Source organism: Leucobacter ruminantium (assembly GCF_017565705.1).
GTDB classification, from domain to species: domain Bacteria; phylum Actinomycetota; class Actinomycetes; order Actinomycetales; family Microbacteriaceae; genus Leucobacter; species Leucobacter ruminantium.
The window spans coordinates 26,543-41,717 of the sequence record NZ_JAGDYL010000025.1; the positions used below are offsets into that span (position 1 = coordinate 26,543).

The 15,175-nt window shown below is 70.0% G+C and carries 11 protein-coding genes; 1 reads left to right on the forward strand and 10 read right to left on the reverse strand.

Going from position 1 to position 15,175, the window contains the following annotated elements; all coding sequences use genetic code 11:
• Window positions 1–71: 71 nt before the first annotated feature.
• The 6 genes from J4H91_RS12710 to J4H91_RS12735 form a co-directional block, all read right to left on the reverse strand.
• Window positions 72–605 carry a hypothetical protein gene (locus tag J4H91_RS12710; protein WP_208046632.1) on the reverse strand — a complete coding sequence of 178 codons (534 nt, stop codon included), beginning with the start codon at window positions 603–605 and terminating at the stop codon, window positions 72–74.
• Window positions 606–666: 61 nt separating this feature from the next.
• On the reverse strand, window positions 667–2,103 hold the full coding sequence (locus J4H91_RS12715; RefSeq protein ID WP_208046633.1) for a hypothetical protein: 1,437 nt from the start codon (window positions 2,101–2,103) through the stop codon (window positions 667–669).
• A 96-nt stretch (window positions 2,104–2,199) separates the two neighbouring features.
• Entirely contained in the window at window positions 2,200–3,051 is an 852-nt protein-coding gene (locus J4H91_RS12720; RefSeq protein ID WP_208046634.1) for a hypothetical protein, read from the reverse strand.
• Window positions 3,051–3,713, reverse strand: coding sequence for a ComEA family DNA-binding protein (locus J4H91_RS12725; RefSeq protein WP_208046660.1), 663 nt, complete (start codon window positions 3,711–3,713; stop codon window positions 3,051–3,053). Before J4H91_RS12725 ends, J4H91_RS12720 begins: the two co-directional genes overlap by 1 nt.
• 381 nt (window positions 3,714–4,094) lie before the next feature.
• Window positions 4,095–6,632 carry a leucine--tRNA ligase gene (gene leuS, locus J4H91_RS12730; RefSeq protein WP_208046635.1) on the reverse strand — a complete coding sequence of 846 codons (2,538 nt, stop codon included), beginning with the start codon at window positions 6,630–6,632 and terminating at the stop codon, window positions 4,095–4,097.
• Between the two features lie 52 nt (window positions 6,633–6,684).
• The gene (locus J4H91_RS12735; protein ID WP_208046636.1) at window positions 6,685–8,130 is read right to left on the reverse strand and encodes an anthranilate synthase component I family protein; all 1,446 of its coding nucleotides are present in this window, start codon (window positions 8,128–8,130) and stop codon (window positions 6,685–6,687) included.
• A gap of 19 nt (window positions 8,131–8,149) precedes the next feature.
• Between J4H91_RS12735 and J4H91_RS12740 the strand changes: the two genes are divergently transcribed.
• Complete coding sequence (locus J4H91_RS12740) at window positions 8,150–8,923, forward strand: aminotransferase class IV (protein WP_208046637.1); 774 nt, start codon at window positions 8,150–8,152, stop codon at window positions 8,921–8,923.
• 32 nt (window positions 8,924–8,955) lie between these two features.
• Here J4H91_RS12740 and cydC read toward each other — a convergent pair whose 3' ends face one another.
• From cydC to J4H91_RS12760, 4 genes are all read right to left on the reverse strand, one after another.
• Entirely contained in the window at window positions 8,956–10,677 is a 1,722-nt protein-coding gene (gene cydC, locus J4H91_RS12745) for a thiol reductant ABC exporter subunit CydC (protein WP_208046638.1), read from the reverse strand.
• On the reverse strand, window positions 10,674–12,395 hold the full coding sequence (gene cydD, locus J4H91_RS12750) for a thiol reductant ABC exporter subunit CydD (protein ID WP_208046639.1): 1,722 nt from the start codon (window positions 12,393–12,395) through the stop codon (window positions 10,674–10,676). Before cydD ends, cydC begins: the two co-directional genes overlap by 4 nt.
• 118 nt (window positions 12,396–12,513) lie before the next feature.
• Window positions 12,514–13,542 (reverse strand): cytochrome d ubiquinol oxidase subunit II, encoded by a 1,029-nt coding sequence (gene cydB / locus J4H91_RS12755; RefSeq protein WP_208046640.1) that lies wholly within the window; start codon window positions 13,540–13,542, stop codon window positions 12,514–12,516.
• A gap of 12 nt (window positions 13,543–13,554) precedes the next feature.
• The gene (locus J4H91_RS12760) at window positions 13,555–15,024 is read right to left on the reverse strand and encodes a cytochrome ubiquinol oxidase subunit I (RefSeq protein WP_208046641.1); all 1,470 of its coding nucleotides are present in this window, start codon (window positions 15,022–15,024) and stop codon (window positions 13,555–13,557) included.
• Window positions 15,025–15,175: the final 151 nt, after the last annotated feature.

The following is a 15,175-nucleotide window of genomic DNA, read 5'->3' on the forward strand; positions in this document are numbered from 1 at the left end:
GGGGAGAAGCAAGTGCTCGCACTGCCGGATCGAGCAAGGAGAGTCCGATGGGAATGGGCGACAGAACGGGCTCACGAACGGCCAACCCACTCGATCTTCGGCAGAGTTGTGTTTTGCTGCGGGGTAATCTCGCCTGGAGAGAGGTGGGAACGAAGCTCAATGCCTGCGGCGATCCCGCTTGGAAGCTCTCCCAGATACCTGCGACGCACGAGGAGCGACCAGGCGCCTTCACTGGATTCTTTTGCGTTCCAGTAGAAAGCGGCATCGGCATCGGAGTCCAGTAGCTTCTGCTCGAATGCCCGCATGGCGCGCTCCCCGTGGTTCTCCACGTATATCTCGTCCAGAACGCAGAGCGAAGCCGGGAGGCGCAGCTCAAACAGTCCAGCAAGGTGCGCCCCGAATGCCTCGTTTGCTGTCGCGCGAAACTCGGCGGATCTACGGTCTCCGAGATGTGTGACCTGCGCTTCAGCATCGCGTGATTTATCTTTAGAGGTGGTTGTCCACCAAGTACTGGCGGAGGGATGAGGCGGGCGCGTGAGTTGTGTCGCAAGCGCTCGGAAGGCCTCCCGGTCTCTGTCCCATTCGATAAACAAGTTCTTGCACATATGCGACTCATTATGCCAAGGCGGTACCGCCTGCGGGTAGGGCCGTGTGCCGCCATGCTCCTCAACCCCTATAGGTCGACTCCGGCCCGTACGCGCTCCACCTGCCCATGAACGGCTGCAGCGCCTTCTCGGTGGCTTCGGGCGGCTCCGGCAGGCTCAGCCGCTGCCGGAGAGGATCTATGCGGTCCGCGTAGTCGCGGGCCCACTGCGCCCATTCGAGCGCGTCCCGGCGCGCGTCCTCATCCTGATCGGAGGAGGCTCGATCCTCGACTGTGGCAGCGTACTCGCGGATCTCGGCCGCCTTCTTCCACACCTTGGCCTGCTGGGCGAGGAGCTCGGCCCGATGGCTGTCGGCGAGGGCGAGCACGGCCTGCTCGCGGGCGATCTCCCACCTACGCTGGCGCTCGATGCGGGCGCGCTCCGCAGCCTCCCTGCTGCGCTCTTCGGCCTCGTGCCGGAGCTCCAGTTCCTGCAGGATCTGCGCGAGGGAGTCTTCGAGGGAGCGGTCGGCGGTGTCCTTCCACTCCGAGCCCCAGAACTTCACCCCGTGGGTCTCGATTCGGATGCTGAGCCGCTCGGTGGGCACGACGTCCCACTTCTGCACCCAGAGACCCTGCTCCGCTCGCTTGGCCTCGGTCTTCGAGAGGACGTGCTCCACGTTCTTGGAGATCTGGATGATGCTCAGCCGGTACTCGTCGGGGCCGAGCACGAGCATGAGGTGCCCCTGGTTCCGGTCGTGCTTCTGCACGTAGCCCCAGCGGTCCTTCGGCGGGGGCTCGATGAACTTCGCCTTGTGGCCTCGCAGCTCGGCCTCGGCTACGAGGGCCTGCACGAGGCGGAGCGCACGGTTCTTCTCGCCGGATCTGATTTCGAAGTCCTCGCGGTCACGGAGCTCCTTGACCACGTCGGAGGCTCCGCGAAGCGACGCCGGCACAGGCACCGGGTCGAGCACGCGCATGCGCCACTCGGGCAGCGGATGCAGCCGCACGTGAGCGGTCTTCTCGCGCCAGTGGCTCTCGACAGTGACCTGCATGCCCTCAGGGATCTTGTTGAAGCGCTCGGCGGTCTTCGCGAGCTGCTCATATCGGCGGCGCTCGTCGTACTCGATCTCGATCCGGTTGTCCGCCGCCGCGAGCAGCGCCGCCATCATCGCGTCGGTGGGGCCGGGCTTTCGTGTCGCAGGCCTGCGGGGCTTCGTCGCCGGCCTCTTCGGCGCAGGGCCCTGCGGCTCCGCAGGCGCAGCCGCAGGCACGGACACTGCCGGAGGCGGGCTTTTCTCCTCGCTGGGGTACTCGCCGTGCTCTACGTAGTAGGCGCCATCCTCGGTCATGGACACCTGCCACTGCTTGCCGTGGCCCTTGACCTCGACCAGCCCGCGATTGTGCAGCGCGCGGGCGATGATGCGGTGATCGTAGCCGTCGTACACGCCGTCCGGCGCGCCGTCCCGCACCCAGGTCAGGACTTCGAGTTGCGCGGCGTTGAGAGGGAGGCGTGGCATGCTGCCATTCTCCTTTGTGGACGCGGAAGGCTCTGCATGCTTCTGCTTCAATGGGTTATCAACTCGATCAGCTTGTATCAAACTGATCAAAATGGTTCACTCACCCCTGAAACTCGCTATATCTCCGGAGACGGCCAGAAGGTGGAGCAGCGAGCTGTCGCGCAGCTGCAGTTCGAGCCGCTCGTCGACGAGCGCGGTGTCTCCCACGGCGAAGCCCGGGACGAGTTCGGCTCCGGGCACGCGCTCCGCCGCGGATCGGAGGCCCGAGCGCAACTCGGACGCCGCGTAGCCGAACTCCGCGGTCGCGCGGCCGAGCACGCCCCGCGGCGCCGTTCGGTCGACGTTCTCGACGCGCACGCCGTATGCCGCGGAAGAACCCGCCTCGAGGCGCACGGCGGTGCCTGCGACGGCGAGCGACGCTCCCGGTGCCCACGCCGCATCGGGCGTGCTCCGCTCTCCGTCGAACCAGAGCACCACTGGCAGCGCGCCGTTCTCGACGTGGACGACCGCGCTCGCCCAGCCGCGTCCCACGGTGCCGGGCGAAGGCCGCGAGAGGTCCGACCACGAAGACGAGGCCAATGGGCCCGGCGCCTCCGACTCGGGAAAGGCATCGAGCGTCGTCTCGAACGCGACCGGCTCACCCGACTCGGCTGCCGCGGCGAAGACGGCGTCGCTCCGCACGCGGTGACCTGCCTCCACGACGACACCCAGCAGCACGAGTACCGCGCAGCTCACGGCGATCATGCGCGCGAACCCTCGCAGCGACGACTTCAGGCCGCCGAGCGCGAACGCGCACGTGCCGACGACGGCCGCGGTCACCGCGAGCGCGGAGCCCCGCCCCGGGGCGAGCACCGCGACGGCGGCGCACGCCCATCCGAGCAGCGCGGGCGCGAGAAGCCTCCAGGTGCCGGGAGGGGACCGCGGTCGCGCCTCGCGCCACGCGACCATCAGATCGTCACCCGCTCACGGAACCCGTCGAGCGTCTTCGCACCGATCCCCGCGACGTCGAGCAGTTGATCCACCGAGGCGAACGGACCGTTGCTCTCGCGCCAATCGATGATGCGCTGAGCCAGGGCCGGCCCGACTCGGGGCAGCGTCTCGAGCAGCGCGGCGTCGGCGGTGTTGAGGTTGACGAGCCCGCCCTGCCCGGTGCCACCCGCGACTCCGTCCGCCGATGCATCCGGTACCGGACCGCCCGACGCGCCGGACAGCGCACCGCCCGCAGCCGCGGCCTGCTCCGCGTTCGGTACGAGGATCTGCTCGCCGTCGACCGCCTCGCGCGCGAGGTTGAGCGAGGCCAGCACGGCGGCATCGGTCGCGCCTCCCGCCGCGTGGATGATCGACTCAACGCGCGTGCCCGTCTTCACTTCGACGACGCCCGGCCGCACAACCTCTCCGATCACGTGGACGTAGATCGTGCCGGTCTGCGCTTCGGCCCCGGCGCCGGGTGCGCCTGTCGCTGCTGCAGAGGGCTGCCCGTCCGGTTCGGCCTGCGCCGCCGACAGCTGTGCGGCGCGCGTGGCCGCCTCGCTCGCGGGCGCGGCCTGCAGGGCCGTCACGAGGATCGCGATCACGACCGCCGCCACGAAGACTGCGGCGCCGGCGAGCATCGGCACGGACACTGCCCGGAACAGGCGGCAGCGCGGCCCCGGGGCGTCATCCCGCTCGAGCGGTGGACGAGCGATCGCACGAGGAGGCGCTCCCGTCGGTGGGCTCGACTGCTCCGATACCCGCTGTCTCAACACCGCCTCGGAAGTCCATCGCGGGTGCGACAGCACCGGGGCGGAGTCGTCCGCGGACGCGGCGTCATCCGCCCACGGCGGGCTCTGGTACGAGGCTGCTGAGTGCGATGGAGTGCGAGGCATGCCGCCACGCTAGGCGGCGCGCAGGCTGCCCGCACCGCCTCGGGGCCTCGCTCGAACAACTCCCCCGCAAACCGGCGGATTCGAAGCCTGTGGAGGGAGAACCTCGAGCGGCGGAGGACGCCTCGCTCAGCGGGTCGCGATGCTCACGATCTTCGGCACGCGCACCACGACGTTCACGATCTCGCGCTCCCCGATCGCGCGCTGCACGCCCGCGGAGGCTCGTGCGGCGGCTTCCGCCTCCTCGGCCGTCACCGAGGCCGGCAGCGTCAGGCGATCCCTCACCTTGCCGTCGACCTGCACGACCATCGTCACCTCGTCCTCGACGAGCAGCGACGTATCGGCCGACGGCCACTCGGCGAGCGCCACGGTCGGCTCGTGCCCGAGCTTCGCCCACATGTCCTCTGCTGCGTAGGGGGCGAAGAGCGAGAGGATCACCGCGATCGCCTCCGCCGACTCGCGCACCGCGGGGTCTGCCGCGCCGCAACCCGAATCGATCGCCTTGCGGGTCACGTTGACCTGGTCCATGAGGCGCGCGACCACCACGTTGAACTTGTACGCCTCGACGAGCCCGGGAGCGTCGGCGAGCAGCTGATGGGTGTGCTTGCGCAGCGCCTTGTCGCCGCCCGCGAAGGAAGTCCCGACTGCGGCGCCGGCTCGCTCCACGTCGTCGGCGACGCGCCAGGCGCGCGCCAGGAACTTCGCGGATCCCTGCACCGACACATCGGCCCAGTCGATGTCGTCCTCCGGCGGGCCGGCGAAGGCGAGGGTCACGCGCAGCGCGTCGGCGCCGTGATCGCGCAGCTCGCTCGCGAACTCGACCAGGTTGCCCTTCGACTTCGACATCTTCGCGCCGTCGAGCAGCACCATGCCCTGGTTGAGGAGCGCGGTGAAGGGCTCCTCGAAGTCGAGGTAGCCGAGATCGTGCAGCACTTTCGTGATGAAGCGCGAGTAGAGCAGGTGCAGGATCGCGTGCTCCACGCCGCCCGCGTACTGGTCGATCGGGCCCCATTTGCGAGCGAGCTCGGGGTCGAACGCCTGCGTGTCATCGTTCGCCGAGAGGAAGCGCAGGTAGTACCACGAGCTGTCGACGAAGGTGTCCATCGTGTCGGGATCGCGGGTCCAGGTCTCCCCCGTCTCGGGGTCGACCACGGAGGCCCACTCGGTCGCGGCGCCGAGCGGCGAGGATCCCTTCGGTTTGAGGTCGAGCCCCTCGGAGGCCGGCAGCTCCACCGGCAGAGCATCGACCGCGACCGGCCTCATCTCGCCGTCGGCGCCGTGCAGGATCGGGATGGGCGTGCCCCAATAGCGCTGACGGGAGATCAGCCAGTCGCGCAGGCGGTAGGTGGTCGCCGCGCGGCCCGTACCGCGGGCCTCGAGCACCTCGATGGCCTTGGCGATGGCGTCGGCCTTCCCCAGCCCGTCGAGCTCCGCCGAGTTGATGAGGACTCCGTCGCCCGCGGTGGCCACACCGCTCGATGCCGGGTCGGGCAGGGACTCCCCGTCCTCGCCCTTCACGTCGACGACGACGCGTACGGGCAACTCGAACTTCAGCGCGAAGTCGAGGTCGCGCTGGTCGTGGGCGGGCACGGCCATAATCGCGCCGTGACCGTAGTCGGCCAGCACGTAGTCGGATGCCCAGACGGGAATACGCTCGCCGTTCACGGGGTTCACGGCGAAGTGGTCGAGGAAGACACCGGTCTTCTCGCGGTCGGCGTTCTGGCGCTCGATCTCTGTCTGCTTCTGGGTCTGCTCGAGATATGCCTGGAACTGCATCCGCGCCTCGGGCGACGCACCCGCTGCGAGTTCCGCCGCGAGATCGGAGTCGGGAGCGACCACCATGAAGGTCGCGCCGTGCAGCGTGTCGGGGCGGGTGGTGAACACCGGCACCTTCTCGGCACGCCCCTCGATCTCGAACTCGACCTCCGCGCCGCGCGAACGGCCGATCCAGTTGCGCTGCATGTTGAGCACCTTGGTCGGCCACTTGCCCTCGAGTTGATCGAGGTCGTCGAGCAGGCGGTCCGCATAGTCGGTGATGCGGAAGTACCACTGCGTGAGCTTCTTCTTGACGACCACGGCGCCCGAGCGCTCGGAGGTGCCGTCGGCGAGCACCTGCTCGTTGGCGAGCACGGTCTGATCCACCGGATCCCAGTTGACCCAGCTCGCCTTGCGGTAGGCGAGCCCCTTCTCGTACATCTTGAGGAACAGCCACTGGTTCCATCTGTAGTACTCGGGGTCGCTCGTGTGCAGCACGCGACTCCAGTCGAACGACGGCGCGTAGGTGCGGAACGATGCCTTCTGCTGGTCGATGTTCGCGTAGGTCCACTCGCGGGGGTCGACGCCGCGCTTGATGGCCGCGTTCTCGGCGGGCAGACCGAAGGAATCCCAGCCGATCGGGTGCAGCACGTCGTAGCCGCGCCCGCGCCAGTAGCGGGCGAGCACGTCGCCGAAGCAGAACGCCTCGGCGTGCCCCATGTGCAGGTCGCCCGAGGGGTAGGGGAACATGTCGAGCACGTACTTGCGCGGCTTCTGCGAGGCGTCGTCGGCCTCGAACGGCTTCAGTTCGTCCCAGACCGGGAGCCAGCGCTCCTGGATCGCCCGGAAGTCGTAACCCTCACCCTGCTGCTCGGCACGGCCCTGCCGGCCGTTCGCCTGCGGCTCACTCATACACACCTCGACACGTCGGAACCGCGTTCGCGACCGCGAACGCACACATCGTTCAAGGATACAGCGCCGCGATGAGGGAGTTCGCCTTCAGGTGCTTCTCCTCCACTTCCCGCGAGGGATCCGAATCCGCCGTCACCCCGCCGCCCGCACCGAGCAGCGCCCTCAGGAACCCCCCGCGCGGCCCGCCTGAGCGCTCTCCGACGCGTTCCCGCAGCTCGATGCCGCGGATGGTCATGGCGAGCTCGGTGTCGCCCCCGTCGTCGATCCAGCCGAAGCAGCCGGAGTACAGCCCGCGGGGCTGCCGCTCGAGCCCGTGCAGGATCTCGACCGCCCTCCGCTTGGGCGCCCCGGTCATCGACCCGCCCGGGAAGCAGGCGACGACCGCGTCGGCGACGCCCGATCCCTCGCGGAGCTCTCCTGTGACAGTGCTGACGAGTTGATGCACGTGAGCGTGGGTCTCGACGCGCAGGAAGCCGTCGACTGCGACCGTGCCCGGCACGCACACGCGGCTGAGGTCGTTGCGCATGAGGTCGACGATCATGAGGTTCTCGGCGCGCTCCTTGGGATCGGCTCCGAGCTCCTCCGCGAGGGTCCGGTCATCGGCCTCGGTGCGCCCGCGCGGGCGGGTGCCCTTGATCGGGTGCGTCGCGATGCGACGGCCGTGGAGGCTGAGGAAGCGCTCGGGGCTCGCGCTGATGAGCGCCCGCTCCCCCGTCGCGATGACGCCGCCGCGCACCGCGGGGCCGGCCTTCCGCAGGCGCAGGTAGATCTCGAGCGGGTCGAAGTCGCCTCGGGCCTCGGCGGTGTCGGTCAGGCAGAGCACGTAGGCGTCGCCGTCCCGGATGGCCTCGCGGCAGGCCTCGACGTCGGAGGCGTAGCGCTCGTCGTCGCGCCGCCAGCGCGGGGTCTGCGTCGGGAAACTCTCTTCTTCGCGCGGATTCTGACGCTCGTTCGGATGCTTCGGCCCGTCTCCGTCCGAATGAGCGTCCTGATCCGAGTGAGGGTGCGCCGGTCGCAGCACCTCGCCGTGCTCCGCGAGCCATGCCGCGACCGCGCCGAGCGGCCCGCGCACCTCCGCGACGCCCGTGTCGTGGTCAATCGCGAGCACCGCCTCGGCCCGGATCGCGAACGCCGGGGCCGCGCCGGGATCGCTCGCGGGTTCGAGCCCGAGCAGTGCGACGCCGAACTCGTAGCCGAGCGCGACGGCCCAGCCACCGCGGAAGCCGCCGTTCCGCTCCAGGCCGGTGGCATCGGCGGTACCCGCCGCGGCCTCTCCGCCGAGCCCCGCGAGGAACTCGCGTTCTCCCCCGGGCTCGCACACGCGCACCTCGTCGCCCGCAGCGAGGTAGCTGACGCGGGGCTCGCCCGCCGGGGCGGCGGCGCCGTCGAACCACAACCACGGCCGACCGCCGGCCGCGAGGGATCGCGCGGCGGCGATCGCGTCGACGCGGAACGGCAGCCTCACGGCCCCGCGCTGCTCGGTTCTCACCACCGTCATAGCGTATAGGGTGAGGGTCGTGACGACGACGGACGAGCGGCAGAGCGGGGCACTCCTCGTCGCCGACTCGTTCCGGGTGCGCGTCGATGAGGCGACGGGCGCGGCGCAGGTGCGCGGACTCGAGCTGCACCTCGCACGATTCGCCGACGCCGCGCATTCCGCCCTGGCGGAGAATACAGACGACGATGATTCCGAGCGGTGCGTCGACGCGTTCCTCGCAGACGCGCTGCCCCGCATCGCGGCGTACGGCGCGGGCTTCCCGCGGCTCGAGCTGCGGGGGGGATCCGCGAGGGATCGAGGCCCACGGTTCGACCTCGCGCTGCGACCATCGCCCGCGCTCGGCGAAGCACTCGAGCTGCGCACGGCGGGATCCCTCGCCCTGCCGCACGCCGATCGCAAGGGCCCGAACATCGCACGGCTCGCCGAGCTGAACCGCGAGCTCGGAGCCGAGGCGCTGCTGCTCGACGGCGACGGCTCGGTGCTCGAGGGGGCGACGACGGCGATCGTGTGGTGGACGGGCGATGCGCTGCGCCGTGCCGCCTCGCGCGAGCGGGTTCCTTCGGTCTGCGAGGCGCTGCTGCGCGAGCTCGCAGAGCGCTCGGGCGTCGAGGTGCGGGAGGCGGCGATCGAGCCCGCCGAGCTCGCGCTGCACGAGGTGTGGGCGGTGAACGCGCTCCACGGGATCCGCGTCGTCACGAACGTCGACGGCGTCTCCCCGCCCACGCCGGACGAGCATCGACTGCGTCGGTTCCGCGAAGCGCTCGACGGGACCTGGCAGACGCTTCCGGAATAGGGATCTTCCCGCTCGCTCGACCAGCGGGCCCGCTATGCGCCCAGGTGCAACCGCCCCGCGACGGGGAGCGAGGCCGGCAGCTCCGTGTGAGTGATCAGAACGACCGCGCGGTCGGCCGGAACTGCGCCCAGCAACTCCGCGAGCAGGCGGTCCGCGAGCTCCCGATCGACGCCCGCGGTGGGCTCGTCGAGCACCACGACGGGGAAATCGGCGAGCAGCACGCGCGCGAGCGCGATGCGCTGCGCCTGCCCGCCCGACACGAGCGCGCCGTGCTCGCCGACCGGCGAGTCGAGGCCGCCGCGATCGCGCGCCCACTCGCCGAGGCCCACCCGGTCGAGCGCCGCCATCAGCTCGTCATCGCCTGCCGTATCGCGCGCGAACTTGAGGTTCTGACGCAGGTCGGCGTCGAAGAGGTGGGGCTGCTGCTCGCACAGGCCGACCGTGCGGCGCACCTCGGAGACGGGCAGCGCCCCGGTCTCCAGCCCGCGCAGCCGATACGATCCGCGATACTCGAGGAATCGCGCGAGCGCGAGCGCGAGCGTGCTCTTGCCCGCGCCGCTCTCGCCCGAGACGACGAGGGTCTCTCCCGCTCGCAGCGCGAAGCTCACGCCCGAGACCGCGTCGGCGGCACCACCCGGGTAGCGCACAGCGAGGTCGGCGACCTCGATGAGGGGGGCGAGGGATCCCTCGCCCCCGACCGAGTCCGCGGACGCAGGGGCGCCGAGCTCCGAGCCGCGGAGCTCCGGGCCGCCCGCCCCGTCCCCGCTACGTTCCACGACGACCTCCGGCGGCAGCTCCGTCTCGGTGAGGGCGGCGACGCGGTCGGCGCTCGCCTCGACGCCCCGGCGCGCAACGATTGCGGCCGGAACCTGCGCGAACACCTCGAACACTGCGGCGGGTACCACGACGACCGCAGCGAAGAGCGGAGCCGAGAGCTGCACCCCCAACCCCGGCAGCAGCAGGACCAGCGCGAGCAGCGACGCTGCTCCCGAGCCGAGCACGAGCAGCGCACCCGTCAGCCCGGCCGAGCGTGCTCGCCGCAGCTGCACCTCCGACAGGTGGGCCTCGACGGCGGCGAGTCGTGCGCGCTGCTGCGGCAGAGCCCCGAAGGCGCTCAGCACCTCGGCCGCGGCGACGCGCTCGAGCAGCGCGTCGACGAGCGCTCCGCGTGCCTCGCTCAGCTCGCGGTCGTAGGACCCCGACATGCGCCTGGCGAGCAGGATCGCGGCCCCTCCGCTCACCAGGAGCACCGTCGAGATGACAGCAGCTGCGATCGGAGAGATAAGGGCGACGACCGCGAGACTCAGCACGACCACTATCGCGCTGACGAGCAGCGGCTGGCGCACGCGCAGCGGTTCGTCCTGCAGTTGATCGACGTCGTCGACGAACGCGGAGAGCACCTCCCCCCGGCGATGCGATTCGATGGCGCCGGGCACGCGCGGCACGAGCGCGTCGAAGGTGCCCGCGCGCAGCGCCGACAGCTGCGCGAGCGCCGCGTCGTGGCTGAAGAGGCGTTCGGCGTAACGGAAGCCTGCGCGCCCGACGGCGAACGCCCGCACCCCTACGATCGCGAAGGTCAGGTGAAGGATCGGGGGTTGCTCGCCCGCGCGCACGATGAGCCACATGCTGAGTCCGAGCAGTCCGACGACGCAGAGGTCGGCGAGCACGCCGAGCAGCAGGCCCGGCGCCCGGCGCGAGCGCGGCGGCATGGCGCGGGCGATCACGGCGGCCCGTCCCTGGGCTGCCGCGCTCATGCGGGCACCTCCGCGCCGATGCGCACGACCCGGTCGGCGGCCGCGAGAACCGCCGGGCGGTGGCTGACGACGAGCACCGCGCGACCGCTCTCGGCCTCCGCGCGCATCGCCCGGCACACGAGCTCCTCGTTCGCGGCATCGAGCGCAGAGCTCGGCTCGTCGAGCAGCAGCGCTGCGACGTCGTGGCGCCAGGCGCGGTACAGCCCCCTGGCGATCGCGATCCGCTGCGCCTGGCCGCCCGAGACGCCCGCGCCGGAGGCGCCCAGGCGCATGTCGGGCGAGAAATCGGCGAGGCCCGCGGCGTCGAGCGCACGGCGCACGAGCGAGCTGTCGGCCTCATCGTCGCCGAGCGCGACGTTCTCGCGCACGCTGCCCTGCAGCAGCCCCGGCCGCTGCCCCACCCACGCGAGCTCGCCAGGCAGCTCGATGCGCCCCGAGACGGGCTCGAGGAATCCGAGCAGCGCGGCGATGAGGGATGACTTACCGGATCCGGAGGGGCCGGCCAGCGCGACAACCTCCCCGGGGGCGACCGAGAAGGAGACCGGCCCCCCGACGGTGCGCCCGCTCCGCTCGATGCGCACCCGCTCGAGCTCGATAACGTGCTTCAAGGGGTCGCGAATGGGGCTTATCTTCCCCTCGAAACCCCCGTTCGCGCCCCCTCCTCGACGGAAGGGAGCCGGCTCCCGACGGGAGGGAGCCGGCGCCGGGACGCCACCGACGACGGGCACGCCGTCGATGATGTCGAACACCTCGGCAGACGCGGAAAGCCCCTCGGTCGATGCGTGGAACGCCGCGCCGACCTGGCGGATGGGGATGAACACCTCGGGCAGCAGCAGCAGCACGAACAGCCCGAGTGCCAGCGGGAAGGCGCCGTCGACCAGCCGCGTGCCGACGGTGACCGCGACGAGCGCGATCGAGAACGTGCCGGCCAGATCGAGCACGAAGCCCGACAGGAAGGTGATCCGCAGCACCTTCATGGTGCGCGTGCGGTACTCCTCGGTCTCGCGGGCGATGCGCGCGGACTGCCTGCCCTCGCGGCCGAAGATCTTGAGCGTCGCGAGGCCCGATACGGCGTCCATGAACGACGTCGAGAGGCGCTGCAACTGCGCCCACTGCCGATCCTGCACCGCCTGCGTGGCCAGGCCGATGAGGATCATGAAGATCGGGATGATCGGGAATACCACCAGCACGATGATCCCGCTCAGCGGATCGGCGAGCAGCACCGAGAGGATCAGCAGCGGTGTGGCGACGGCCGTCAGGATGAGCTGCGGCACATAGCCGGAGAAGTAACCGTCGAGCGCGTCGAGGCCGCGCCCCAGAGCGGTGACGAGCTCGGCCTCGGAACGACCGTCCTCGCGGAGCGGCGACCGCCCGTCGAGCGCGTCGAGCGCCGCCTCACGCAGCTGGGTCTTCACCCGAACAGCGCCCCGCGCGGCCACCGCGTCCATGCCCCAGGTCGCTGCCGAGCGCACCACGACCGCGACGAGGCCACCGAGCGCGTACCACGGCAGCGACCCGTACGGGGCAGAGGCCTCGGCGACGCGCCCCGCGCCCGCACCCCCGAGCACGGGCAGCACGGCGCTCGTGAGTGCCTGCGAGAGGCACCAGCACCAGGCGATGATCGCGAGCGTCCGCGCGAGGCCGAGACCGGCGCCCAGGATCAGGATCCCTCGCGCCGCGCGGGCATGGCGCAGCAGACGCGGGTCGAGTGGTTTCATCGGAACAATCCTAGGGTGCGGCGGTGGAACGGACGGCGGGGCGGGCGGGATCGCCGGGCGGCGCCCGCGAGGCGGGTCGGCCGAGCCCCGATTCAGGGGCTCGACCGGCCCGCATCCGCTAGTGCGCCGCGGCAGGGATCAGATCCCGGCTCAGCCGTTTGCGGAAGACCCAGTAGGTCCACGCCTGATAGGCGATGACGAGCGGCATCATGAAGACGGCGACCCAGGTCATGAGTTCGAGCGTCTTCTGCGAACTCGCCGCGCCCGCGATCGACATCGAATAGCTCGGGTCGATGCTGGAGTGCATCAGGTTCGGGAACATCGACATGAACACGGCCAGCAGCGCGAAGACGATCGCGGCCGCGTTCCCGGTGAACGCCCAGCCCTCCCGGCCGACCGCGTTCGCAGCCCAGGCACCGATGAGCCCGAGCGCGGCCATGACGGCGCACAGCACGATCACCCACAGCGCTTCGCTGTCGAGGTGCTGCAGAACGGTCCAGAGCAGAAAGGCCGCTCCGGCCGCGATCGCCGCGGTGCCGACCTTCTTCGCGAGGGATCGAGCGCGATCCCTCATCTCCCCCACCGTCTTGAGCGAGATGAACACCAGACCGTGCACCCACACGATCAGCAGCATCGTCACGCCGCCGAGCAGAGCGTACGGGTTGAGCAGCGTCAGCAGGGTGCCCTCGTAGATCCAGCCGCCGCCCTCCATCGGCCTGATGGGCAATCCCTGCGCGAGATTCGCGAACGCGACGCCCCAGAGCAGCGGGGGCAGCACCGAGCCCCAGAAGATGAACTGATCGAACCAGCGCGTCCACTCCCGACCCCTGCCGAGATGGCGGTACTCGAAGGAGACGCCTCGCAGGATCAGGGCGACGAGGATCAGCAGCAGGGCGAGATAGAAACCGGAGAACATCGTCGCGTACCACTCGGGGAACGCCGCGAAGAGGGAGGCGCCCGCGACGATGAGCCAGGTCTCGTTGAGATCCCAGACCGGGCCGATCGTGTTGATGATGACACGGCGATCCGTGTCATCCCTGCCCAGGATCGGCAGCGAGATGCCCACGCCGAAGTCGAAGCCGTCGAGCACGAAGTAGCCGATGAGCATGACCCCGACGATCAAGAACCAGATGGTGGTGAGTTCCATGTGCGCGCCCTCCTAGTAGACCGTCGCGAGTTGCTGCTGATCGGGTTCGCCCGGGGTTCCGTCGGCGCCCTCCGGCTGCTCGATCTCGGGAGGCCCGTCTTTGGCGGCCTTCGTGATGAGCCTGAACTCGACGACGGCCAGCGCCCCGTAGACCAGGGTGAAGACGATCAGGGAGACGAGCACCGCCCAGCCCGGCACGCCGGGCGACACGCCCTGCTCGGTCGTCATCACGCCGAAGACGATCCAAGGCTGGCGGCCCATCTCGGTGAAGACCCAGCCCACGAGCGAGGCGAGCATCGGGAGCGGTGCGGACCAGATCGCGACCTTCCACACCCACTTCGGCAGCTCGGCGTTCTTGCGCGTGATCCACAGCCCCACTGCGGAGACCAGCGCGGCGAGGGCCCCGAGCCCGATCATCCAGCGGAACGCCCAGTACGTGACCCAGACGATCGGCACGAAGCTGCCGCTGCTCGGACAGGTGAGCGCGGAGTCCGCCCCGCAGTAGAGCGCCTCGTACTCGGCCTGCAGGTCGCGGATGCCCTCGACGCTGCCGTCGAAGGTGCCGTTCGACAGGAAGGACAGCAGGTAGGGGATGCGGATCGAGAAGATCTCGTGGGCGCCGTCGGGGGTGCCCCAGCTGAAGATCGAGAACGACGCGTCGGCACCGCTCGCGTTGTTGTAGAGCGCCTCCGCCGCCGCCATCTTCATCGGCTGGGTCTCGGTCATGACCATGCCGAGCGAGTGGCCGGTGAGGCCGACGCCGAGGAAGGCGATGATGTTCGTCCACGCGCCGAAGCGGAGCGCGGTGCGCATCTCGTCCACGAACTGATTGCGCTGCAGATGCCACGCGGCGACGGCCACCATCACGACGCCCGCGAACATCACCGCGGCGAAGATCGTGTGCGGGAACTGCGTCACCGCGACGGGGTTGAGCAGCACGGCGCCGATGTCGGTGAGCTCGGCGCGGCCGCGCTCCTCGTTGATCTCGAAGCCCACCGGGTTCTGCATGAACGCGTTGGCGGCGAGGATGAAGTAGGCCGACAGCACCGTGCCGATCCAGACGAACCAGATCGTGAGCACGTGCACCTTCTTCGGCAGCTTGTCCCAGCCGAAGATCCACAGGCCGATGAAGGTCGCCTCGAAGAAGAAGGCGAACAGACCCTCCATGGCGAGAGGAGCGCCGAAGATGTCGCCGACGAATCGGGAGTAGTCCGACCAGTTCATGCCGAACTGGAACTCCTGCACGATGCCGGTGACGACGCCCATCGCGAAGTTGATGAGGAAGATCTTGCCGAACAGCTTCGTGAGCCGCAGGTACTTCAGTTTGCCGGTGCGCACCCACGCCGTCTGCAGGATGGCGACGAGCAGCGCCATGCCGATCGTGAGCGGCACGAAGATGAAGTGGTAGAGCGTGGTCAGCCCGAACTGCCAGCGGGCCAGGGTCAGGGCGTCGATCGACGCCGGAGAGAGGATTTCGTTCACCTGAGTCTCCAGGACGACAGGCAGCGCGGAACCACTCGGGAACCGCACTCCCGTAGTGAGATCCGGGGCGGGGGCCGAGCCTCCGCCCGAGTCGCCGATCGGCGATCGGCTGCTTCGATTTTACCTTTTCTGTGAGTTTCCTGCAAGTTCC

Excerpts from the sequence above, each read along its gene's own strand:
- J4H91_RS12710 (WP_208046632.1), bottom strand. The coding sequence starts at position 605 with ATGTGCAAGAACTTGTTTATCGAATGGGACAGAGACCGGGAGGCCTTC.
- J4H91_RS12715 (WP_208046633.1), bottom strand. The coding sequence starts at position 2,103 with ATGCCACGCCTCCCTCTCAACGCCGCGCAACTCGAAGTCCTGACCTGG.
- J4H91_RS12720 (WP_208046634.1), bottom strand. The coding sequence starts at position 3,051 with ATGGTCGCGTGGCGCGAGGCGCGACCGCGGTCCCCTCCCGGCACCTGG.
- J4H91_RS12725 (WP_208046660.1), bottom strand. The coding sequence starts at position 3,713 with ATGCTCGCCGGCGCCGCAGTCTTCGTGGCGGCGGTCGTGATCGCGATC.
- leuS (WP_208046635.1), bottom strand. The coding sequence starts at position 6,632 with ATGAGTGAGCCGCAGGCGAACGGCCGGCAGGGCCGTGCCGAGCAGCAG.
- J4H91_RS12735 (WP_208046636.1), bottom strand. The coding sequence starts at position 8,130 with ATGACGGTGGTGAGAACCGAGCAGCGCGGGGCCGTGAGGCTGCCGTTC.
- cydC (WP_208046638.1), bottom strand. The coding sequence starts at position 10,677 with ATGAGCGCGGCAGCCCAGGGACGGGCCGCCGTGATCGCCCGCGCCATG.
- cydD (WP_208046639.1), bottom strand. The coding sequence starts at position 12,395 with ATGAAACCACTCGACCCGCGTCTGCTGCGCCATGCCCGCGCGGCGCGA.
- cydB (WP_208046640.1), bottom strand. The coding sequence starts at position 13,542 with ATGGAACTCACCACCATCTGGTTCTTGATCGTCGGGGTCATGCTCATC.